The 21,234-nt window shown below is 47.8% G+C and carries 17 protein-coding genes; 4 read left to right on the top strand and 13 right to left on the bottom strand.

Annotated elements, in window-relative coordinates:
• Window positions 1-20: 20 nt before the first annotated feature.
• The 6 genes from AC1DLM_RS24550 to AC1DLM_RS24525 form a co-directional block, all read right to left on the bottom strand.
• Window positions 21-1,655 carry a response regulator transcription factor gene (locus AC1DLM_RS24550; RefSeq protein WP_477571431.1) on the bottom strand — a complete coding sequence of 545 codons (1,635 nt, stop codon included), beginning with the start codon at window positions 1,653-1,655 and terminating at the stop codon, window positions 21-23.
• Window positions 1,652-3,442: a sensor histidine kinase gene (locus AC1DLM_RS24545; RefSeq protein WP_477571430.1), complete on the bottom strand. Its 1,791-nt coding sequence runs from the start codon at window positions 3,440-3,442 to the stop codon at window positions 1,652-1,654. The genes AC1DLM_RS24550 and AC1DLM_RS24545 overlap by 4 nt, the downstream gene beginning before the upstream one ends.
• A gap of 109 nt (window positions 3,443-3,551) precedes the next feature.
• A complete protein-coding gene (locus AC1DLM_RS24540; protein ID WP_441991477.1) occupies window positions 3,552-4,895 on the bottom strand; it encodes a DUF455 family protein in 1,344 nt (447 codons plus the stop codon).
• Window positions 4,896-4,926: 31 nt separating this feature from the next.
• Window positions 4,927-6,777 carry a heparinase II/III domain-containing protein gene (locus AC1DLM_RS24535; RefSeq protein WP_477571429.1) on the bottom strand — a complete coding sequence of 617 codons (1,851 nt, stop codon included), beginning with the start codon at window positions 6,775-6,777 and terminating at the stop codon, window positions 4,927-4,929.
• A 58-nt stretch (window positions 6,778-6,835) separates the two neighbouring features.
• On the bottom strand, window positions 6,836-7,987 hold the full coding sequence (locus tag AC1DLM_RS24530; protein ID WP_477571428.1) for a trans-sulfuration enzyme family protein: 1,152 nt from the start codon (window positions 7,985-7,987) through the stop codon (window positions 6,836-6,838).
• Between the two features lie 14 nt (window positions 7,988-8,001).
• Window positions 8,002-8,799, bottom strand: coding sequence for a phytanoyl-CoA dioxygenase family protein (locus AC1DLM_RS24525; RefSeq protein ID WP_056618113.1), 798 nt, complete (start codon window positions 8,797-8,799; stop codon window positions 8,002-8,004).
• A gap of 179 nt (window positions 8,800-8,978) precedes the next feature.
• On the opposite strand from AC1DLM_RS24525, the gene AC1DLM_RS24520 reads away from it, so the two are divergent.
• Window positions 8,979-9,863 (top strand): helix-turn-helix domain-containing protein, encoded by an 885-nt coding sequence (locus AC1DLM_RS24520; RefSeq protein ID WP_477571427.1) that lies wholly within the window; start codon window positions 8,979-8,981, stop codon window positions 9,861-9,863.
• Between the two features lie 34 nt (window positions 9,864-9,897).
• On the opposite strand, the gene AC1DLM_RS24515 is transcribed toward AC1DLM_RS24520, so the two are convergent.
• From AC1DLM_RS24515 to AC1DLM_RS24505, 3 genes are read right to left on the bottom strand one after another with little or no spacing between them, the layout of a single operon-like run.
• Window positions 9,898-12,744 carry a family 78 glycoside hydrolase catalytic domain gene (locus AC1DLM_RS24515; RefSeq protein WP_477571426.1) on the bottom strand — a complete coding sequence of 949 codons (2,847 nt, stop codon included), beginning with the start codon at window positions 12,742-12,744 and terminating at the stop codon, window positions 9,898-9,900.
• A 26-nt stretch (window positions 12,745-12,770) separates the two neighbouring features.
• Entirely contained in the window at window positions 12,771-13,484 is a 714-nt protein-coding gene (locus AC1DLM_RS24510) for an SGNH/GDSL hydrolase family protein (protein ID WP_477571425.1), read from the bottom strand.
• Complete coding sequence (locus AC1DLM_RS24505; protein ID WP_441991484.1) at window positions 13,481-14,491, bottom strand: aldo/keto reductase; 1,011 nt, start codon at window positions 14,489-14,491, stop codon at window positions 13,481-13,483. The genes AC1DLM_RS24510 and AC1DLM_RS24505 overlap by 4 nt, the downstream gene beginning before the upstream one ends.
• A 204-nt stretch (window positions 14,492-14,695) precedes the next feature.
• On the opposite strand from AC1DLM_RS24505, the gene AC1DLM_RS24500 reads away from it, so the two are divergent.
• Window positions 14,696-15,922: a BNR-4 repeat-containing protein gene (locus AC1DLM_RS24500; protein ID WP_441991485.1), complete on the top strand. Its 1,227-nt coding sequence runs from the start codon at window positions 14,696-14,698 to the stop codon at window positions 15,920-15,922.
• A gap of 481 nt (window positions 15,923-16,403) precedes the next feature.
• Here AC1DLM_RS24500 and AC1DLM_RS24495 read toward each other — a convergent pair whose 3' ends face one another.
• Genes AC1DLM_RS24495 through AC1DLM_RS24485 form a run of 3 tightly spaced genes read right to left on the bottom strand, consistent with a single transcriptional unit; the run spans window position 16,404 to window position 19,958 of the window.
• On the bottom strand, window positions 16,404-17,273 hold the full coding sequence (locus AC1DLM_RS24495; RefSeq protein ID WP_477571424.1) for a hypothetical protein: 870 nt from the start codon (window positions 17,271-17,273) through the stop codon (window positions 16,404-16,406).
• Between the two features lie 19 nt (window positions 17,274-17,292).
• Window positions 17,293-19,746, bottom strand: a complete 2,454-nt coding sequence (locus AC1DLM_RS24490; RefSeq protein WP_477571423.1) for a heavy metal translocating P-type ATPase — start codon at window positions 19,744-19,746, stop codon at window positions 17,293-17,295.
• A gap of 11 nt (window positions 19,747-19,757) precedes the next feature.
• Complete coding sequence (locus AC1DLM_RS24485) at window positions 19,758-19,958, bottom strand: copper ion binding protein (protein WP_477571422.1); 201 nt, start codon at window positions 19,956-19,958, stop codon at window positions 19,758-19,760.
• Between the two features lie 343 nt (window positions 19,959-20,301).
• Here AC1DLM_RS24485 and AC1DLM_RS24480 point away from each other — a divergent pair, with 343 nt between their 5' ends.
• The gene (locus tag AC1DLM_RS24480; protein ID WP_171638530.1) at window positions 20,302-20,460 is read left to right on the top strand and encodes a hypothetical protein; all 159 of its coding nucleotides are present in this window, start codon (window positions 20,302-20,304) and stop codon (window positions 20,458-20,460) included.
• 86 nt (window positions 20,461-20,546) lie between these two features.
• Here AC1DLM_RS24480 and AC1DLM_RS24475 read toward each other — a convergent pair whose 3' ends face one another.
• The gene (locus AC1DLM_RS24475; protein WP_441991489.1) at window positions 20,547-20,870 is read right to left on the bottom strand and encodes a metal-sensitive transcriptional regulator; all 324 of its coding nucleotides are present in this window, start codon (window positions 20,868-20,870) and stop codon (window positions 20,547-20,549) included.
• Window positions 20,871-21,098: 228 nt separating this feature from the next.
• On the opposite strand from AC1DLM_RS24475, the gene AC1DLM_RS24470 reads away from it, so the two are divergent.
• Complete coding sequence (locus AC1DLM_RS24470) at window positions 21,099-21,227, top strand: hypothetical protein (RefSeq protein WP_441991490.1); 129 nt, start codon at window positions 21,099-21,101, stop codon at window positions 21,225-21,227.
• Window positions 21,228-21,234 lie beyond the last annotated feature (7 nt).

Genomic DNA, 21,234 nt, shown 5'->3' with positions numbered 1-21,234 from the left:
ACGAGAATCTTACCTTTTTATTAGATTTCTTTACCTCTGTTCTTATATTCTTTKGGTGACTGACCTTCAAGCCTCTTGAAAACCTGATAGAAATAAGCGTATTCCTTATACCCTACCATTTCGCCGACTTCATTTACCTTATTTTTGGGATCCATCAGCAGACGCTTGGCGGTTTCAATTCGAGCCTTAGAGACAAGGTCTACGAAATTAATACCGGTTTCTGTACGCAGCAACCTGCTCAGATAACTCGAACTCAGACCAAAATGTTCCGCGGTTGACGTCAAGTTAATGGTATCAGCGATATGACTGTTGATATAATCGATAACCTTTTTGACAACAAGGGAATACACCTTTTCCCCGCCTTCAAGCTTCTTTTTGACTGTCCCAATAAACGTTGTGAGGTAGGTAGAAGCTTCCTTCATACTCGTCAGCCGGTATACATCCTCGAGAATTTGGTCGATGCTTTTACCAAGACCGAACTCATCGCCGGTTACACGGAAATAGTAGCGTGCCACCGCAAGACAAACTTCAGAGAGCAAGCCCTTCACGACAAGAATATTGCCTTCACTATAGGCGGTAATTTGTTGTAGAAAACGCTCCAAATAAGCCATCACATCTTCGCTGGATTTGTCCTCCAACATTTGGTTGAACTGCTCCAAATCCTGAATAATCGAATATTTCCCCAGTTCCTTCTCTGGCTGGCTATGATCCGGGAATAACACACTTTCCTCCATCCGGAAAAAGCTTGAATCCATAATCAAAGAAGCTTCCCGGAAAGCTTCCGGCAGCTCTAGAAGTGATTTATACACGGAACTAACCGCGATATGACAGGAAACCCGCTCCCTCACATGGGCTATATCAATAAACTCATTGCAGAAGCTCTGCAGCTTCATTCTGAACTCCCTCTGCGACAATACCCTCGGGAACAGACTTACAAATATAAGATCGTTATTCCGCAGGGACTCAATAACATAGAAATCACGCTTCGCAGTCAACTCATGCGCTTGTTCGGATAGACGGAGCTGCATCTGCTGCTTAACCTTGACCGTGTTCGCTGCACTAGACGGATCCCTGCTATTAGCTGTACGGACAATTTGCACAACGAATCGACTGTACAGGATATCTAGTTTCTTCACCTGTTCCTGCATATCGTCTGTTCCTGTAATCAAATCACCGATCAGTTTGCTTCTAAGCGAGGGCATGGCATCAATATGCTGCTTCTCCAACTCGACGAAAGCCGATGTAATCTTGACCGTGTGCTCATTCTCTCTGCGCTTGTTATCGATCTCTACGACAGCCCCCCCGATTACTCGGCTTAGCTCTTCGTAGTTAATCGGTTTGACGATAAAATCAAATACACCGAGTCGGACAGCCCTCTTCGCATATTCAAAATCCTGATAGCCAGTAATTAGAATTGTTTTGGCCAAAGGAAAGTCCGTATTCATCTCTTCAGCTAAATCGAGCCCGCTTAAACCGGGCATTTTGATGTCCGTCACGAGAATATCTGGCTGCAGCTCCCTGATTAAACGTTTACCCTCGATACCATCCTCCGCTTGACCGACTACGGTGCAATTCAGCTTATCCCAGGCGATGGTTTGCACAATCGCTTGCCGGATCAGCGGCTTATCGTCTATCACCACTACTTTGTATGTCATCTGGAGCCCTCCTCCGTTAGGATTGGAAGACGAATCCGAATCGTTGTCCCCTGATCCATTTCACTCATAATGCTTAAACCATATGCTTCTCCAAATAAAATTTGAATCCGTTTGTGCACACTGATGATCCCGACGTTCGTATGCTTATCCTTCTGTTTCAGTTTCGAGTGCTCTGGTGGGTCGAGCAAGTGTTCCTTCGTTTCTTCATCGATGCCTACGCCGTTATCGGATACTTCAAGATACAGAACGTCTTCCTTCATCCAGCAGCCGATACTGACAATTCCTTTACCTACCTTCTCTTCAATGCCATGCTTGATCGAGTTTTCTACGAGTGGCTGCAGAATGAACTTAGGAACCCTAAATGCCATCAGGCTCGTGTCAAAATAATAATTGACCTCTATTCTATTGCCATAGATGATTTGATGAATAGATAAATAACTCCTAATGAAGTCCACTTCTTCCTGCAGGTAGATAATATCCCCCTTCTTGCTGATACTCTCTCGCAGCAGCTTTCCGAGAAGGTAGATCATTTCACTGACTTGTTCGTCTCCACGCAGCTTGGCTAAGCTATGAATCGACTCCAATGTATTATAGAGAAAATGGGGATCAATCTGGGCCTGCAGCGCTTTATATTCGAACTGCAGCGTGCGATACTCCGCTTTTTGCTTAAGCAGCTTCTCCTCATAGACGGTATGGATTAACTCGCTAATCTTCTGAGCCATCGAATTGAATTTCTCCGCTAGCAGCCCTACTTCATCTCTGCTTCTGGGAACGATGACCTTATGGGTGAAGTCCACAGAGAAGTGGGTCATGCTCTGGAGCAGCAGTCGAACGTTTCCAGTGATGTTTCTAGAAATGATCACCGCTAGGATGAACGCTAGGAGTAGCGAGACGAGAATGGTGCTTAATGTCCATAATTTGATGACTTCTGTGCCACGTGTTAATTCGTTAACAGCGATGACTTGGATAATCATCCACTTGTCATAGGGTGTTGAAATTATAGTGGAAATGTACGTCTGCCCTTCAAATTGAAAACCCTGATTGAGACTGGGCTTCTGAGCGTACATCTTGTTTTCGATGAAATAGCGGGTCGGCTCGGAAACAAGCCTGTCAAACATCAGCGGTTCCAATCCCTCATTCAAGATGACGATGTTCCCCTTCGTAAGTTCGTCCACATTCGTGTAGATGCTGCCGATCAGATTAATGTCCACACCAACGATAATAATGCCCACATAACGGCTAGACGTGACATCATATACAGCCTTCTCCATGAAGATGACGTTGCTATTTCCCGGAACCCAGGAAGTGCGGCCACGCTGATCTTTAATCTTCTCGATATCGAGGTTCATCAGGTCTTTGTTGTAGTTTTGAGTCGCACTGCGTTCGAACCCGTAGGGGTTACCTGCCGTATCGACGACCATAACCGACAAATAATAATCTTTGGAAAATACTAAATCTTTCATAAACTCACTAATGACCTTATTTTTGATATACAAATCAGATTCACTTGCATCTTCGGAAATACCTAGCGTCGTATTCAGCGTGGAATTACGGAATTGTTGGAATACATGCTCCTCGATGTCCTTGGTCCGTTTTTCGAGGTTAATCCCTATTTGTTCAATTAAATATTGAGAATAAACGGACGTATTCTGTTTAATTACGCTGACAGAAACGTAGTAATTAACGAAGCTAATCATAAGCACTGTTAATAAGATCATAACGGTGAAGGACAGCAGAAACTTCGTACGCAGCTTCAAATTCAGAAATTTGGAAATGACAGTAGACAAACACTTCACCTGCATTCTGATGGAATGGCAAGTGCGTGAGCCAGCAGCTCACGCACGTATTGTTAGCATTATAAACCTTTCCACGGTAATCGGCTATGGATTGCGTGCATTAATACTTATCGTAATTGAGTTCCATTGTTGCAAATCCACAGAACTCTGGAAAGCTGTGCAGCACTTTGTTAATCTCATCCTGGCTATAGCCCATTTTGCGAAGATGCATCTGTTTGACTGTTTCAGCGGCATTCTGTGCAGAGATGAAATCCTCCATATGCTCGAATAGCTTTGCACCCCATTTCTGCCCGAATCCAACATGAAGACGCTCGTCGGCGATATCATATTCGGATTGGATAGATGATAAGGGATCACCGTGCTTCATGAAGGCAGCAATCGACTTCCGTTTCTTAATGAAGGAACAGGGCTCCATAACCATGGTCAAACTGGAATAAAACTCTGGAAACACCTGCTTCATCGTTTCCGGCGTCGGCGCTGTGGATGGATGCCAAGAGAAATCCTCCGTGCGATAGCCCATCTGCTTTAACCGTCGAACCCCCATTTGACTATGACGGACCTCATCCCACGTATGCCGTGCTACATCCAGGTAGAAATCGACTGGCATTTTCTGCACGCCGTAGTACAGATAGGTCAGGCTTTCCACTGCCGACATTTCACTGGCATTGATGAAGATCATATGTTTCAAGCTGTCGTAAGTGGGAGATTTCGGATCGAACATCGCGCTTTTATATTTCGTCAGATCGACATGCGGATACTTCGGATCGTTAGCAGGCTTCAGTGGAATCGGGCCCGCTGGCTCGAGAACCGGATGGTCTGGCCAATCGATCTTTTTCTTCGACGATGATTGTTCGAGCACCTTCCATACCTGATCGATATAACCTAACCAACTATGATACGCATCACGTTTCTCTTGATCTTCAACATAAGCAAACTTCACGTAAGGAATGCCCCAGGAAATCATCTGTTCCTTATCTATCTCGATATATCGCAGTTTATCAAACGTCGGTCCGTCCAGGATCGGATCGAGCGTTTCATGAAATGTGGTATACTGCTCATAAAGTTTCTGAACGATGAACTTATAACCCGCAGCAAATTCAATCAGTCCTCCCGCTTGCGTAATACGCTGGCAAGCTTCTTGGAGGCCACTCGGCGTCCATGCTTTATCATTGATATCCGCGCCAGGCAACTCGCTGATCCGTTCACGCAGATGGACCATATGCTGCGTGTGCAGGTACGACAATCGCACAAGCTCCCCCTTCAGTTCCCAGTCTGGCACAGACGAGACCCATCCCATCGTCATTCGGGACAGCTCGAACTCTAACCAGAAGCACATCTTAAGCAATTTTGCGGTATCTATCGGTCGCAGCAGCGAGCCTCTATACGAAGATGCAGCTTCAAGGAAGCTGTAGTCCGTTACGTCCACTTCAATTCTCTTCGCCATTGATGTTTACCCCCATAAGAAGAAATGACTTTCACTCTATCGTGTAAACGGCACGATAGACTGCTCCACACCCGTGCCTTCTTACCAATACACCAGACCGTTTCTTAGCCGTTGTATCTTCGTACCCCTCGAATACATAAATATCAGTTCCCGCGCACCCTTCCATCCGAAGCGTTAACGTTCGTTCTGCCATTACCCAGCGTATCGACCAGCTATCACTAGTCGTGCATACACGTAGATTCATGAGGTGCTGATAGCCAAACTCACTCCCGATGGGCGCACATGGCTGCGTTTCGAACTCCGTCTCCATCTTCCCTTGGCAGTGAAACAGCCAATCTGTCTGATGTTCGTCTGCGCTGATGACCTCAAACGTATCCGAGATGTATCCTTCTTGAAGATGGATCTCGCGGACATAATCGACGCCAGGATACACATCTTTAGCTTTGGCTCGGATGCGGTTCCTCTCCGGTTCGAATTGTTCGACAACTCCCAGCTCCGAACAGATCTGATCGACACCATCGACGATGACCGTATTATGAGCGATGGTCTTCCGTTGCCATTCTAGAAATAAGAAAGAACCATACCCATTCGAGGAAATATCGTGAGACCATAAGCAATCCGCGTCGAACAACTCGATATTCATTAAATCAGGGTGTGCATGGCTCTTCGTATTCAGTCCGTATTTCATAAATAAAGCCGTTTTCCCTGCGCGTAACGAGCAAATATTCGAAGCAGGATAATTTTTCGTTGCACGGAGCATCTCTTCCCCAGCATATTTTCCTTTGCCGAAGAGGAGGCGCTGAACCCACCCCTCAGGTGAATTCTCGATCATTCCTCCATAAGCCATCGTTGGCCGGTAGTACGCTTCGTAAGATCTGGAAAGTGCATACTCGAAGGCTGGATCTGGAAACAATCGATTCGCGTACTCGTACTGACCCGCATAGTGAGTCAGCGCGATATTCGGCCAGCCGTCATTCGGATTGGGGAAAACACCGTTATCAAACACAAGCTCAGCTGGGAACACATACATCCGTTTAACGATCTCATCCATTCCTATGCATGCCACATCATACATACGGGCGAACAACAGGAAATACGTGAACGGTTCTACGCAATAGAAATGATAGTGAAACGAACCTTCGTACCAGAATCCTTCCGCAGTTACACCTTCCTGCAATTGCCGCAGCAAGCCGAAAGGTCCCTCCAAGGCTCTCTCAACGTAGCTGAGATCACCGAAGAACATCCCCGTCATGCCCACTGCTGCCTTCATCCAACACGAAATGTTGTGAATACTCGTACAGTGGCTGTCGAGCAGCTCTACTTGGGGGGCGAATAGCTTGCTTTTGTAGTGCCGCAGCTCTGCGGCGCTTAACGTCTCCTTAATCATCTCCATTCCCTGCAGCAGCCAAATCATGCCAACCGCATCGCAGAGATCGATGCCGGCTATTTTGCCTACATAGCCTGGCGGAACATCTACCTGGAGCTGTTTATAATGATCACAATAAAATGACAGCACGCTGCGGATGTAGGTCGGATAACGATCATCGCCTGTGAGTCTGTACAGCACCCCTGCGTAAAATACATGCTTATGCGCTTCATCTCGGTACAAATAATTCCATGCTTGATCAAAGCGGGCACCCTTATTGGCGTGGCCACAGCTTCGGCAGCTGTTCACATGAGGCGCTTCCCTCTGGAAATCAATCCTGCTCCCGCAAGCTTCGCAGAAATAATTGTGACCCCATCCCGTAATTCTCCCTGGATCATCTGCGTAATGATGGAGCCACCACTCTGTGGTCTCCAGCAGGGTGTCATAGATGCTCTTCGCCCAAGCTTCCGTCCGAATCTTCTCTTGAACAGCCTGCCAGTCCTGTACATAGCTCACGTTAACACTCGTCCCCTTCATACTTGGTACAATTCACGATCGACGGTTCCCCTAACGGCTACCGTGTCATTCCGATCAATGCGCGATCTAGATCTTCGATAATCGAATCTGCACTTTCCAGTCCAACTGAAATGCGCATTAGACCGATCGGAATTCCTGTTAGGAGGGATGTCTCCTCGTTGACCCATAGACCAGGTGAATTGATGAGACTCTCAAAACCACCCCAGCTTGGGCCTTCTTCAAAATAGCGCAAGCTTTTCATCATCTTCATAATCTGCTGTTTATCGCCCTTAGGCACGAAGCTCATCAAACCGGAGTAACCGGACATCTGCCTGCACCCAAGCTCGTATTGCGGATGGCTGGGCAAGCCTGGATAGTAAACAGCGGATACTTGAGCATGGCCTTCAAGGAAAGCGGCGACCTTCCTACCATTCTCCTGATGCTGCCTCATCCGAACCGAGAGAGTGCGCAGGCTCCGGATGAGCAGCCAAGATTGGTGGGGATCCATAACAGCCCCAAACAAACTTCTTTCGTTATTTGTAATCGATTCCAGAACCTGCTTGCTGCCTATGATGACACCACCCAGAATATCGCTGTGTCCACCCAAATACTTCGATGCGGAGTGAACCACGAGATCAATGCCATAGGCAAGGGGATTCTGATAAAGCGGCGTCGCCCATGTATTATCAATGATCGTCGCAATCCCGTAAGATTTCGCCAACGCTGAGATGGCCTTCAGATCCTGGAGCGAGAAAATGTTCGATAGTGGACTTTCCAAATATATAACTTTCGTATTAGGGCGGATGGCTTGCTCGAATTCTTCGATGCTTTCCCCTGATACGAGCGTAACCTCACAGCCGAACTTCTTCATGTAGGTTTCTAGAAAAGCTTTCGCTGGCACGTAGGCCGCACGAGGACAAATCACATGGCTATCTTTCTCCAGATAGTAGGACAGGGCAGCGCTTATAGCAGCCATTCCCGATGAGAAACAACGTGCTTCCTCCCCACCCTCGAGCGATGCGATTTTCATTTCGGCTATCTCCGTCGTTGGGTTTGCAACCCGCGTATACGTATACCCGTGATTGATTGTTTTCCTTGTAAACAGCGAGTTTTGAAAAATAGGGGGCACGATGGCACCCAAATAACGGTCATAATCGTCACCGAGATGAGCAAGTACGTCTTCCTTACTTTTAATATCATCCTTATCCATATCTGCTCTCCTCCTTACGATCTGGAGGCTAATAGTGGGAACATTCGACCTGCCAGCGGTTGATTTTCCTGCAAGTTCAGATCCATCGTGATCGCATGCTTCTTCCCGTTAAAGGTCGTTCCGTCCGGCATGTAAATGATCGCTAGCGCACGTCTCGGTTTATCCGTTACATTCGAGTGTGCATAGTGAAAGGTAAGTCCATTATGAAACGTACAGCTTCCTGCTTTTAACGGCACCTTCACAGGCTTCGCATTCTCATAATCGGTCCCCTTCACAAACTCGAATAGATCTTGCGGATTGGCCAAATCGATATGGTTCAGTTTACCGGCATTTTGCGATTTCGGTACGAACATCATGCAACCATTCGACTCATCCACATCATCGAGTGCGATCCATATCGACATAGCTCCCTGCTCCGTCATCGGCCAATAAGGGTAATCTTGATGCCATGGGGTCGGTTTCGAATCGCCTGGCATTTTCCACAGGGCATGATCGTGAAAGAGACGGATTCCACTTGCACCCGTAAGTTCAAGTGCCATCTGCGCAAACCGCGGGTTGAATGAATACTTATGCATGCCGGCATGGTCCCGCCAGACGTTAACACGCTGGTTAAGCACGCGGTAATAGCTGCCGCCTTTTTTATCCGTTTGCAAGGACAGCGACGCAGACTCCTCGACCATCACTTCTTCCATACATTGACGGAGCTCAATTAATTCTTGCTCATTCAGGACATTATCGACTTGTACGAACCCGTTCTCTTGATAAAATGTGCGTTGCTCCAAGGTTAATAGCGATTGAATTGCGTTGGTCATGGCAGCCAGCTCCTTTTGTACTTTCTGTACTTTAATCTCACTTTATCATGCGTACAAGGGAGCAGACTTGGTGAATCCGTCAGAGTTTCAAGGTGATTTGCCAGCTTTCCTTCTAGATGGAAATAATCTATGATAAAAAGAAATAAAGCACTTATCTTCCTTTCCGGAGGTCTTGCCCGATGACCCGATTTGACAATGAAAGTTACTTGGAAGCGTATGACTTTCCCTTTCATCTCGAGCAGTACACGTTCAAAAAAAAAGAATCCGTCAAGCCACATTCACACGAATTCGTCGAGTTTGTGTATGTGGTAGAGGGATCGGGTCGCCATATCTATGCAGGATCGGAATATCTTATTCAGGAAGGTGATGTCTTCGTCATCGAGCCGGATGTCGAGCATGCTTATTTCGTGGATGAGCATCTTATCGTGTACAACATCCTGTTTGCTCCTTCCATCTTGAGTCACGAGCTGCAATCGTTATCCAACGTAACGTCGTTCGTCGACTTCTTCTACGTGGAGCCTTTTCTGCGGCAGTCCGTGCATTTCCAGTCCCATCTCAGGCTGAATCCACACCAACGGATCGAGATGAAACAGCTGCTTGACCGCATCCTTAGCGAATACACCGAGAAGATGCTCGGTTATCGCCTGCTCGTGAAGACTAGGCTAATCGAAATGTTCGTATTCCTCAGCCGGTGTTACGACCAAATGCTGCACAAACCGATGACAGCGCTAGCCTCTGAGCATAAAATCATTGAGCGTGTTGCTGAGTTTATCGAGCTGCACCACGCCAACCCGCTGTCACTTGCCCAAGTCAGCCAAATGTGCGGCATGAGCCAGTCTGCCTTCACATCTAGATTTAAGCAGTACATGGGCAAGACCTTCATTGAATTCCGTAATGAAATTCGTATACGGATAGCGAAAGAGCTGATGCTTTCTACGAATAGCAACATTTTACAGATTGCCCAAGAGGTCGGCTTCGACGACTTGAGTTTTTTCAATAAACTTTTTAAACAGATGCATGGAATCTCGCCCGGCAAATTCCGCAAAAGTCAGAAGGAAGCTTAACCGTCAGCACCTGCCTGAACAGATCCATTCCGATCTAGCCGATCACATGAATCTGAATGTCCCAATCCGCCAACTGCTCAGGGATTCCCTCTACTTGAATATCGCGTGGAACTGTTATGTGCATGACTCGTTTTCCCTCTTCCTTCGACCATGAAACATCGATACGCCCATAAGCAGTCGGAACGCTTCCCTCTGCCCAGAGCAGTTCCGTCACAGGCGGGACGATTCGAATTTTCTGGTAGCCCTCCTCTACTTTCTCAATGCCCAATAGCTGATTCCCAAGGACAAAAGCCGGCGCAGCCGACCATGCATGCGCATGACTCCTTGGGAATACTTGAAAGGTTTCCCACGTGGTGGTAGCACCGTGTCGGATCATTTGGCCCCAGTCGGTCTTGATCTGCGCCAAAGTGCGATCGAGTTCACCGAAACGCTTCCATACTTCAAACAAATAGAATGAGAAGAAGGGAGAGCCAATTTGAATCCACTCCTCCGGTGGATTCAGCAGCTGAKGCTCGATAATAGCCGCCTGCCGCTCTCCAAGACAGTCCGCCAGATAAAGTAACACATGTGTCTGGAGACTTGTCGTTGTCGAAAGCTTACCGTTACGATAGATACCGTCTAGGTAGACTTGAGCATCATCGTCCCATAAATGTTCATCAATAGCCCTCTTCAACTGCTCCGTGTGATGAAGCAGACTCTCCGCATCGCTGAATAGTCCCAGCGATTCCGCCATCTCCGCTGCGATTCGGTGGCATTGGGCCAGCTGCGCCTGCTGCGCTGTGACTACACCAACAGAGGGAATATCGATTGGCGCCCAATCGAGCATATTCCAAGAACTCGTATCAAACAGGCCATCTTCGTTGAGAAATCCCCTATATGCATCAAGGGTTATCCTAATTTCCGGATAGATGGCCTCAATGAATGTATGATCTCCGCTATAGTCGACATACTCCTTACAGGCGATAATCCAACTAAAGGTCCACATCGGAATCGCTGCCTGCCAATCCGTAGGAAATAAGGCAAGCAGAAGCGGACTTTGACTCCGCGAACGCGGCACCATTTCCAAGCAATGCCTGACAAGCTCGTAGGAACCGAACAACTGATAGTTCACAAGTGCGCTCACTCGGCAGTCCCCTACCCAGAATACCTGCTCATAGGTGGGACAATCGACGAACGTATCCTCCATGCACATGTGCGACGTATGCCTGGAAATTTCCCAAATATCATTCAGCAAGGGATCTGAGCAGCGGAATAGCGCTTTATCCGTAGCTGGATAGCTAGACTGCTGCAGCTGGATTCGGTGCAGATGGACCTGCGTATCCGCTTGGCGCACGGTGACGATCAAATACCGGAAGCCCATCCGGGTGAAGCTCTTAAACACCTGTCTACCTTCACAACATATGTACCGGAATGAATTATTGCAGCCTGATGTATAGGCATTGACGCCATTGACACGGTTTTCGAATCCGTAGACATCGAGCACCGTTCCTAGAGCCGCATCAATCTCTAATTCAATCGTCCCTACGTATATTTTCCCGAAATCCAATATGAATTCGAGATCCCCGCCTTCTACGGTATCGGGAAGCACAGTCGGCAGCAGATGGTCATGGAGCATTCGCTCCAGACGGTTCGTAATGGGATAGTGCTTGACGAATCGTTTGCGCATCATCAACGAATAAATCATTTTATTTACGAGTACATGCCTAGGATGAACCGTCTTGCACATGTCATGGTACGCCTCGAATGCCTTCAAGGTGGAGCAAGCTCCGATTTCCAGCAGCAGCGGATGCTCATGATTCAAACCCGTTCGCTTCTCAACGCCCCCGTATACAGGCTGAAAGCCGTCGGCATACGACTCGATCGTCTCGAATGGGCCAATGGTTACGAATGAGGCGGCTTGATCGCCACCAGTAGGATGTGCGAACCGCAGCTCTGTATCGAAATTGAATTCCAAATGGCTGAACAAATCATTATGAACACCGCAAATTTCCATCATGAATAGATGCTCACCGGCCGCCAGCCGTATCTCGTCATTATGAACATACCAGCGGTCATCTATCTTGAAGCGTCCCTGAACACTGTTCCATTTGGAATGTGCGAACGTTAGACGACCTTTAGTTTCTGCCTCAGCCACCAGCCTAACGGCCAAAAATCCGCTGAATATCTTCGCATTCGCATCCCGCGAGCCTGGATACAGATTATCCCGCATATTAACGGATATCACTTGGCGGATGGGTACAATTTCACTAAGTGCGAGGATCTGCTTCGGCCTGACGATCTGTGTGGACAACGGCTCAATGACTCGGGGGTACAGTCCGCCCCAAGGCGCGCCTCCGTAAGGAGCAACAACTTCACTTCTCACCCAACAACTCTCGTCATCGTAGGATGGGAGCACCCATTGTTCGCTCATCGCGTTCGCATCGTATATTTCCATCCACCCCAGATTCACATTTCGCTTGACGACATCAGCATCATATCCCTCATKCCTACAACAAAGCCATGTTTCATCTGTTCCGATCACTTGAATACCGGCGGAGCCGTGCAAGGATAACTCAGCAATAAGTCCCGCTTCATTCTCAATGTATTGATAATTGGAATGACCATAGTGCCAGACCTGCACGGCAATTACATTCATAACTGGTCGCAATAGGTGAGTAATATCAAACTCATCATAATACCAATGATCCGCTGTGGAACGAATTGGGCCTTCTCCAAGCTCCGCTCCATTCACCCATAACCTAAACTTGGTATCCGCAGAGATAGACAGTATAGCTCGATTAGCTACCTCTACCTCGTATGTAAACGTTTTCCGAAAAAGGATGTGCTCATTAATCGGTCTTCGGTCTCCCGACTTCCATATCCACTTCGCCTGATCGAACATGAGGCGCTCCCCACTTTCTGTTGAAGTTAATCGTGTTCTTCGAATATCCGAGCTTCGATCCGTTCAGCCAATTGGACATGCAGGGCACGATCCGGGTGATTGATGCCATTGGCTAATCTAACATGAGGCGCTTGCCCCTCCAGCAACCAGTTCTCGAATAGCGCATACATATCCACGTATGCCAGCTTTTCTTGCTCCATATACTCCCTCAGCGCAAGGGTATACAGCCGCAAATATCCCTTCTCCGCCGTATCTGAGAAGCGAGACACAACCGTTCTATCCCTCTCATGCATGGAATCGTTATCATGCAACATCATCATGTTCGGCGTAAGCAACAGAAGATCTGCTTCTGTATCCCGCTTCACAGTTCGCACGAACGCGTCCATTTTTTCCAAATATGGCTTAAGCCCCGCCTCCCCGGCATGACAATCATTCACACCGAAGCCAATGGTAACGAGATCCGGTTGATACGCAATCACATCCCGCTGCCATCTCGGCTCCGACTTCACTGCCGTATCACCAGATACACCAGCATTGATGACATTCAGAATCGTCGTAGGATACCGTTTCACGATGCGATTCTTAAGCAGATTGTGGTAGACTTGCTCATGCTCGATGGTCGCGTATTCCATACATCCTTGGGTCACACTATCACCGAAAGCCACGTAAGTGACGGGACGAGCCCGAACATCGTCCGCTTTCTCCTTAAGACGCTTCTGGAATCGGGCAAAAGCACTCATAACGGATCCACCAACGTATCCGGATTATGATAATTGCGTGGCCAATTGAACACTTTCAATTGCTGCAGCAGCTCTGTCGGCAACGGCTGCCCATCTGAAACTTTGAGATTGGCTTCCACTTCCTCCACGTTGCGCATCCCCGGAATGACGCAGCTTACAGCTTCATCTGACAGACAGAACCGAAGTGCAACTTCGGCAAGCGTCATCGTCGCATCGTATTCACGGATCATCCGTTTGATCACATCCACCTTCTCCAGCGTCCGCAGAAAACGTTCGCCCTTGAAATAGCTCCGTCTAACATCGCCTGGAGCGAAAGTCTCGTAGGTTTCTGGCACCCAGCTGCCGATCAGCGAACCTTCATCGAAGGGAACTCGGGCAAGGACAGCCACGCCATTCTTCTTACATACAGGTAACAGCTCCTCTGCTGGCCTCTGTTCAAAAATATTATAAACAACCTGCTCAGCTTGGATCAGCCCCGCCTCTGCTAGCGCAATACCGTCCTGCGGGCGATAATCGCGAATAGACACGCCGAATTCTCGGATTTTTCCTTCTTTCTGGAGCTCCATCAACGCCTCATGCCATTCGCGATCCTCCAACCCCCTAGGGAACCAACCATGCAACTGATACAAATCAATGGTATCCACCCCGAGCCTGGTCAAGCTGTCTTCGCACTGTTTGCGAATGTGAGCTTTGGGATAGCGCCCTGTCATAGTTGGATCAAGCTCATTTGGATGCGGCCATTGAACTGGTTGCACCTTGGAAGCGATATAAATATGATTGTGGTGCCATTCCTTGAGTGCCTTGCCGATAACTTCCTCCGAGTGGCCTTTCCCATACATTTGAGCTGTATCTACCAGGTTGACACCCCGATCCCAGGCTTCAAGCAGGGTTTTAACTGAATGACGATCATCCACTTGTCCGAAAGCTCCGCCGCCGCCAATCTGCCAGCCTCCGAAACCGATTTCCGAAACATCCCATTGTGTATGGCCAAATTTCCGATATTGCATAAGAAGCATTCTCCTCCCTCGAATCACCTTTCAGTATAAGGCGTTTATGAAGAGACTTTCTTGGTCGATCTGCCAGAAAAAGCAYGCCAAATTCGAACTTCACAGCTCAGAATGGATGATGTAGAATGTAGGAAATTCCGGACATTTCCACGTATCCCGCGTCCGAATGCATGAAGGGACGAAAAGCATATGAAGGAGGAATGGATGGCTATGCGAGGAGAACATCATTTAAGTTTTACTGAGGATGGGGCGTGGTGTTTCTTCGCTGACCCACGAGCAGTCCGTTATGTCGGGCAGCAGGACCGAACCTATGTCGGATGGTTAACGAAACAGGGCCACGTCATGATCGGTACCTATGATCATCGTGACGGTTCAGTTAACTCCCTTATGATTAAGCCAAGTTTGCAGAAAGATGATCATGCGAATCCCTCGCTGTATATCCCTACCGATGGACGTGCAATTATCTACTACTCTGCTCATAATGGAAAGACGATGTATTACCGTCAAATGGAAACGGCAGAGGAAATCGCATCCTTTGGCGCTGAGCAAGAACTTCCAGAGAATACGAGCGGCATGCATGGATATACATACCCCAATCCGATTCATCTCCGTCAGGAACACAAGCAGTATTTGTTCTGGCGTGGCGGTAATTTCAAACCCAATTTCAGTTCCTTACCCGATAAAGAGGGGACATGGTCGGAACCTCAAACCTTAATCATGGGAGAAGGAGCCCGCCCCTACGTCAAATATACAAGCAATGGCGAGGATACCATCTGGTTTGCTTTTACCGACGGACACCCCAATATAGAACCGCACAACAGCATCTACTGCGGTTGCATCCAAGATGGCAACCTCTCTCATGCGGACGGTTCAACCATTAAATCACTAGCTAATCTGCCTATGCTTCCCCGTGAAGCCGATGTCGTGTTCGACGGAACCCTGCATGGTGCGAAGGCTTGGATCTGGGATATTGCCGTGGATGCCAAAGGGCATCCCGCTATCGTATACGCCGTTTTCCACGCCAATACAGACCACCGTTATTGGTACAGCTATTGGAACGGCGACTCCTGGGAGAGTCATGAAATGACAGTCGGCGGGTCCTGGTTCCCGCAGACCGAGCAAGGCGCCGTGGAACGGGAGCCCTTCTACTCGGGCGGCCTTATACTGGATCATGACAACCCGGCCAACGTATATCTGTCGCGTTCAGTCAATGGGATATTCGAAATTGAGCATTGGCACACGACCAATTATGGTAAAACGTGGGATTCAACAGCCGTGACTACCGGTTCTTCTCACAACAACGTGAGACCCGTCCTAGCCAAGAACAACGGGCAAGAAGATGCGCTCCTTCTGTGGATGCATGGGGATTATGTTCATTTTACTAACTATGAGACGGCTTTGAAGATGAAGTCGGTTACGGGGAAACGATAGGAATAGGATTTCGATCATTCTATTTAGGCTTTTTTATTCTTAGCCAAAGGGATAGTGAGAATAGGCGCCTTATAACCAAACGATGATGGCCTAGTAAGCGGAGCATAACCCGACCGTTCACCAAGCAGCAGCTGCCTGCCTAATCTACTGAACACACTAACCAAGAGCCAATAGTCCGAAACATCCTACTTAAAAACAACAAGTAGACCAAAAATCGCACGATAATTCGATTTTTCCGAACTAATCGACAGATTTTCACAGTGACAGCTGGTTTAGGGCATTTTAATTGGGGGAAATCGAACTACTCGTACGAATCTCCACGAACGATCACTAATAGGTGGGTAAATTCGAACTATAACCCTCACTACGTGCACATTCGACTATTCCAGTGTAAAAGGGAAGCCCTAAACCCTCAAATTTAAATAAGCCCCCATCCTTCTTATGGAAGGACGAAAGGGCTTATTCTTGTGCGTATACGGACTCATTTCACATTAACGACGAAAGGCACTGTAAACACCTCTCCGTTATGCTGGAACTGGCCCCACAGCTTATAGACTCCCGCTTCTGGGAATGAGGTTGCAAACTTAGCAATAGGACCCGTCGCCTTCTCCTCAAGCGGATGTACATGAATGTATTGCTCGGCATCAGCTGACAGAATCACAACATGGCCTACAGCGCCTAAGTAAGGCTGCAGATTCGTGATCTCTTTGTTCGTCTGAGCGTCTCGAATCATAAAACTAAGCGTAACATCTTCGTTGGCTTTTAAACTGCTCAAGGAAAGTTCAACAGCTTTACCGCTAACCACTTGCTGAAGCTTGGCATCCGCTTTAAGCACGGTATGTTCCGCCTCTTTACCGGCAACCTTCACCCATTGACTGAGCGTAGTGCTCGTTCCGCCACTAGGAATAAAATCAGCAATGAGCTTATAATCCCCACCTGCATCGAAGCTTGTGCTGACCGTAAACTTGCCATTTCCTTGGTAAGTCGGATGGATATGTTGAAAGGACGATAGATTGTGATTCACAATTATCAAATGCAGCAACTTCTCATGATTTACTTGAAAATCAGTAACTGGTTTGCCGGCACCGTCCGCAATTTGGATCGTTAATTCTGAACTCTCATTCGCTTTCAGATTTGCCGATCCGAAGGTGAACGATGCGTTCACCTTCGGGGATGCCTTCGGCGTTTCGCCCCCATGTCCACTATGTCCATCGGCACTTGCTGGGCTGGAGGCTGCCTCATGGCTGCCATGCTGACTCTTGCTCGAGGAGGCTTCTCTGACACTGCCGCATGCGCTCAGAAACAGTACCGCGAGCATAGCTGAGATAAGCCCTATTTTATGCATATACATGCGCTACTCTCTCCTATATTTAGGTCAATTCTTTATGGATCTTCACACGTTGAAGACGCAGTGCATTAAGAACAACAGAAACTGAGCTTAATGCCATGGCTAGGCCCGCCACCCAAGGCGCTAATAAGCCAAGCGCAGCAATAGGTATACCTAACGTGTTGTATCCGAGTGCCCAGACCAAATTTTGTTTGATGTTGCGCATCGTTTGGCGGCTCATGTAGATCGCATCCGGAATACTGGCTAAGTCCCCGCGCATGAGTGTCACATCGGCAGCCTCCATGGCCACATCCGTACCCGTTCCGATCGCCATCCCGATATCAGCCGTCGCTAGCGCCGGTGCATCGTTAATACCATCTCCAACCATCGCCACTTTCTTTCCTTGCGCTTGAAGTTTTTTCACTTCTTCCGCTTTGCCTTCGGGTAGAACCTCCGCACGAACATGCTCAATACCCACTTGAGCTGCGATCGCTCTGGCTGTCCGCTCGTTATCACCAGTGATCATGATGACCTGTAGGCCCATAGCCTTCAAACGGCTAACCGCGGCATGTGACGTTTCTTTCACGGTATCGGCTACAGCTACTATACCCCCGTACCCTTTATCAATGGCAACAAGCATCGCTGTTTTACCGGACTCCTCCAGCTTCGACATCATGTCGTCATCAGCTTCCTTCACATCTACACCGAATTGCTCCATGAGACGCCGCGTCCCGATGAGTAGCTCTTTCCCTTCAACGACAGCTTTAATACCATACCCAGGGATAGCTTCGAATGATTCTACGGCGGTTAGTTCAATACCCATGTCTCTAATCCCTGCAACAATCGCTTCTGCGAGGGGATGCTCCGAGTTTCTCTCCGCGGCGCCTACAAGCCGTAGGAATTCGGCTTCGTCACCTTCGGCGTACACATCGGTAAGTGCTGGCTTTCCTTGGGTGACTGTACCTGTTTTATCTAAAATGATTACATCAATCTGATGGGTCTTCTCCAGATGCTCGCCGCCTTTGAACAAAATACCCAGTTCGGCTGCGCGCCCTGATCCCGCCATAATCGAAGTCGGTGTCGCTAAGCCCAGCGCACAAGGACAGGCAATAACCAAGATGGCTATGGCTTTCTCCAAAGCCCCAGCAAAATCGCCCGGCGTCACGATGAAATACCAGACTAGGAAGGAGACAAGTGAAATACCCACAACAATGGGAACGAATATCCCCGAAATAACATCGGCTACCCGTTGAATCGGTGCTTTCGAACCTTGCGCTTCTTCGACGACTTTAATAATTTGTGCCAGTGCAGTATCTTTCCCAACCTTGGTCGCTTGCATGCGAAGCCTTCCATTTTTATTGATGGTTGCTCCGATTACCGCATCACCAGGTTTCTTGGTTACGGGCAGACTTTCTCCGGTGAGCATCGATTCGTCAACAGAGGATTGACCTTCTAGCACTTCTCCGTCTACCGGAATTTTATCTCCTGGACGGACAAGCACGATATCCCCCGTCACCACTTCTTCAATGGGTATGTTGAGCTCTTGGCCTTCGCGGATAACCAGCGCAGTCTTCGCTTGCAGCCCCATCAAAGACTTAATCGCTTCTGATGTCCGTCCTTTAGCCAGAGATTCAAACAATTTGCCCATGATGACTAACGTAATCAGCACAGCACTTGTTTCATAGTACAGAGACGGCCCATGATGCATGCTGGCGCCACCGATCACCCAGTCGATCGTCAAATACAGACTATAGAAGTAGGCGGCTGAAGTCCCCAGTGAAACCAGTACATCCATGTTGGCAGAGCCATTTCGCAGCGCTTTATAAGCACCTTCGTAGAATTGTCTACCAATGTAGAATTGAACCGGCGTTGCCATAATCAATTGAAACCACGGGTTCATGAACAATTCCGGTATCCAAATCCATGAAGTAAACGAAAAGTGGCTGACCATCGACCACAGCAACGGCAACGATAAGATCGCAGATAACAGAAGCTTGCGCTTTTGCTTACTAATCTCCTGCTGCCTATGCTCTGAGGGGTCGCCTTGCTCTTGTTTTGGGATCGCTTTGTAACCGAGTTTCTCCACCCGCTTCTGCATATCCGATACCGCAAGCTCGGCTGAATTGTATACGACATGGGCCGTTTCCATTGCAAAATTTACCGTAGCTGCTCTCACACCAGGCAACTTGTTTAGGGTCTTCTCAATCCGTTGGGCACAAGCCGCGCAGGTCATGCCTTCAAGCTGCAAATCAACGGCTTCCTTCGCCGTGTCATAGCCTAGCTTCTGAATGCTTTGTTCCATCTTCGCAGCATCGATTCGATTAGGATCATAAGTTACTGTTGCTCGTTCCATCGCGAAGTTAACATTGGCTTCCGTGACCCCTTCCAACTTGTTCAAACCCTTTTCAATGCGATTCGCACAAGCGGCGCATGTCATTCCCGTTATCTGCAGTGATGTTTGCTTCGTATTTGTTGCAGCATCAGCATTTTCCATCATCTACACCTCTTTTAGTTGACGTCGTAGCCTTGCTCTTCAATCGCTTCTTTGATCGCATCTTGCGTTAGCTTATTTTCATCAAATTCCACATGGACCGTTCCGTTCGCTAAGTCAACTTTCCCTGAAGCACCTATTGTTTTCAAAGCACCCTCAACGGAATTCACACAGTGGTTACAGGACATGCCTGCTACTTTCAACGTTACATTTTGCATCGTTTCATTCTCCTTTATATGTTGAATTTAATTTCTTCTTGGTAAAAGGTTACCGACTACTTCAGTATGGCCAACTTGAAATTGTTCAACAACCAGATCTTGTTTTTAGTATACCCCCCTACCCTATATTAGTCAAGTCGGAAATTAATTTTGTCTGAGGGGTTCCCTAGGCATGCACATGTGTTCCCACAGTCCTATACGATTCTCGGTTATATCTGACTTTACGAGGATGAATTCATACCCTTGCGCATATCCTATTCCATAGAACACCTTCGGAACATCTTGCCTAATTCGTTTAAAAAGCAATAAATCCGTGTAAATAAAACACAGGAGGTGTTTTATTATGAAGATCATGATCACAGCTGCAGAGGCTATAGAAAAGGGCGTGTGGCTAGAGCTCCTTCGTCTCTTCGGCAGAGATAAAGATGAGGATATTTGGCCTCAACAGGAGTTTATTCTAACGGAACAACAGGCGATTAAGTTGAACCTTATCAAGAAATAAGCACATAGCGTTTAACTCACATAAGGACCTCACCTATTTGGTGAAGTCCTTTTAGCTACGTTGGTATGATCCCCAGATCAGATCCGTCATTTCATGAGTTTATTGATCGTTGTTAGTAACTCGGTTATTACTTCTTCATCGCCTTCTTGGATGCGATCAATCACACAGCTTTTCATATGATGCTCAAGTAATTGCTTACTTACCCCATTTAACGCGGATTGGATGGATGAAATCTGATTCAGCACATCGTCACAGTACGTATCTTTCTCAATAAGCCCCTTAACCCCACGAATTTGCCCCTCGATCCGGTTCAATCGGGTGATTAGATTACTCTTGGCTTTATCGGAATGGTGACTCTTTCGTTCGCTTGAAGTTGCACACATGTCGTGTGAGTTGCTCTCCTCCGTCATCCCAATCACTCCTTTATTGATTGCATTTTATCATAGCCCCCCACCCTATGCAAACGGAATAAAACACAACCCACACTAACGTCATCGTTTATCCAATCGGCTTCGGCGTTACAGGTGCTGACACCATCGCCATACGGTTTTTCATCGAAAGGAATAAGGTAAGGAGTGCAAGGAAAGCCACAACGATAGACAGGATCCAAATCGCGTTGCTGAAACCGAAAAAATCGTATGAATGGCTTCCATGGTGTTGTCTGGTCGCTCGTTATCGCGGATGCCGTTGCCTTCTTGGTCGGGGCGGTCATGCTCTATGTGCTGCGAAATAAACTTCAGCCTGATTTAGAGCAATTGGTGCATTAGACTTTAA

The organism is Paenibacillus sp. 01T442, assembly GCF_056398345.1.
The sequence above is the reverse complement of the archived record's forward strand: the minus strand, read 5'-3'. Positions and strand labels throughout refer to the sequence as shown.

Excerpts from the sequence above, each read along its gene's own strand:
- AC1DLM_RS24540 (WP_441991477.1), bottom strand. The coding sequence starts at position 4,895 with ATGGCGAAGAGAATTGAAGTGGACGTAACGGACTACAGCTTCCTTGAA.
- AC1DLM_RS24530 (WP_477571428.1), bottom strand. The coding sequence starts at position 7,987 with ATGGATAAGGATGATATTAAAAGTAAGGAAGACGTACTTGCTCATCTC.
- AC1DLM_RS24525 (WP_056618113.1), bottom strand. The coding sequence starts at position 8,799 with ATGACCAACGCAATTCAATCGCTATTAACCTTGGAGCAACGCACATTT.
- AC1DLM_RS24520 (WP_477571427.1), top strand. The coding sequence starts at position 8,979 with ATGACCCGATTTGACAATGAAAGTTACTTGGAAGCGTATGACTTTCCC.
- AC1DLM_RS24510 (WP_477571425.1), bottom strand. The coding sequence starts at position 13,484 with ATGAGTGCTTTTGCCCGATTCCAGAAGCGTCTTAAGGAGAAAGCGGAC.
- AC1DLM_RS24505 (WP_441991484.1), bottom strand. The coding sequence starts at position 14,491 with ATGCAATATCGGAAATTTGGCCATACACAATGGGATGTTTCGGAAATC.
- AC1DLM_RS24500 (WP_441991485.1), top strand. The coding sequence starts at position 14,696 with ATGGCTATGCGAGGAGAACATCATTTAAGTTTTACTGAGGATGGGGCG.
- AC1DLM_RS24495 (WP_477571424.1), bottom strand. The coding sequence starts at position 17,273 with ATGTATATGCATAAAATAGGGCTTATCTCAGCTATGCTCGCGGTACTG.
- AC1DLM_RS24490 (WP_477571423.1), bottom strand. The coding sequence starts at position 19,746 with ATGATGGAAAATGCTGATGCTGCAACAAATACGAAGCAAACATCACTG.
- AC1DLM_RS24485 (WP_477571422.1), bottom strand. The coding sequence starts at position 19,958 with ATGCAAAATGTAACGTTGAAAGTAGCAGGCATGTCCTGTAACCACTGT.
- AC1DLM_RS24480 (WP_171638530.1), top strand. The coding sequence starts at position 20,302 with ATGAAGATCATGATCACAGCTGCAGAGGCTATAGAAAAGGGCGTGTGG.
- AC1DLM_RS24475 (WP_441991489.1), bottom strand. The coding sequence starts at position 20,870 with ATGACGGAGGAGAGCAACTCACACGACATGTGTGCAACTTCAAGCGAA.
- AC1DLM_RS24470 (WP_441991490.1), top strand. The coding sequence starts at position 21,099 with ATGAATGGCTTCCATGGTGTTGTCTGGTCGCTCGTTATCGCGGATGCC.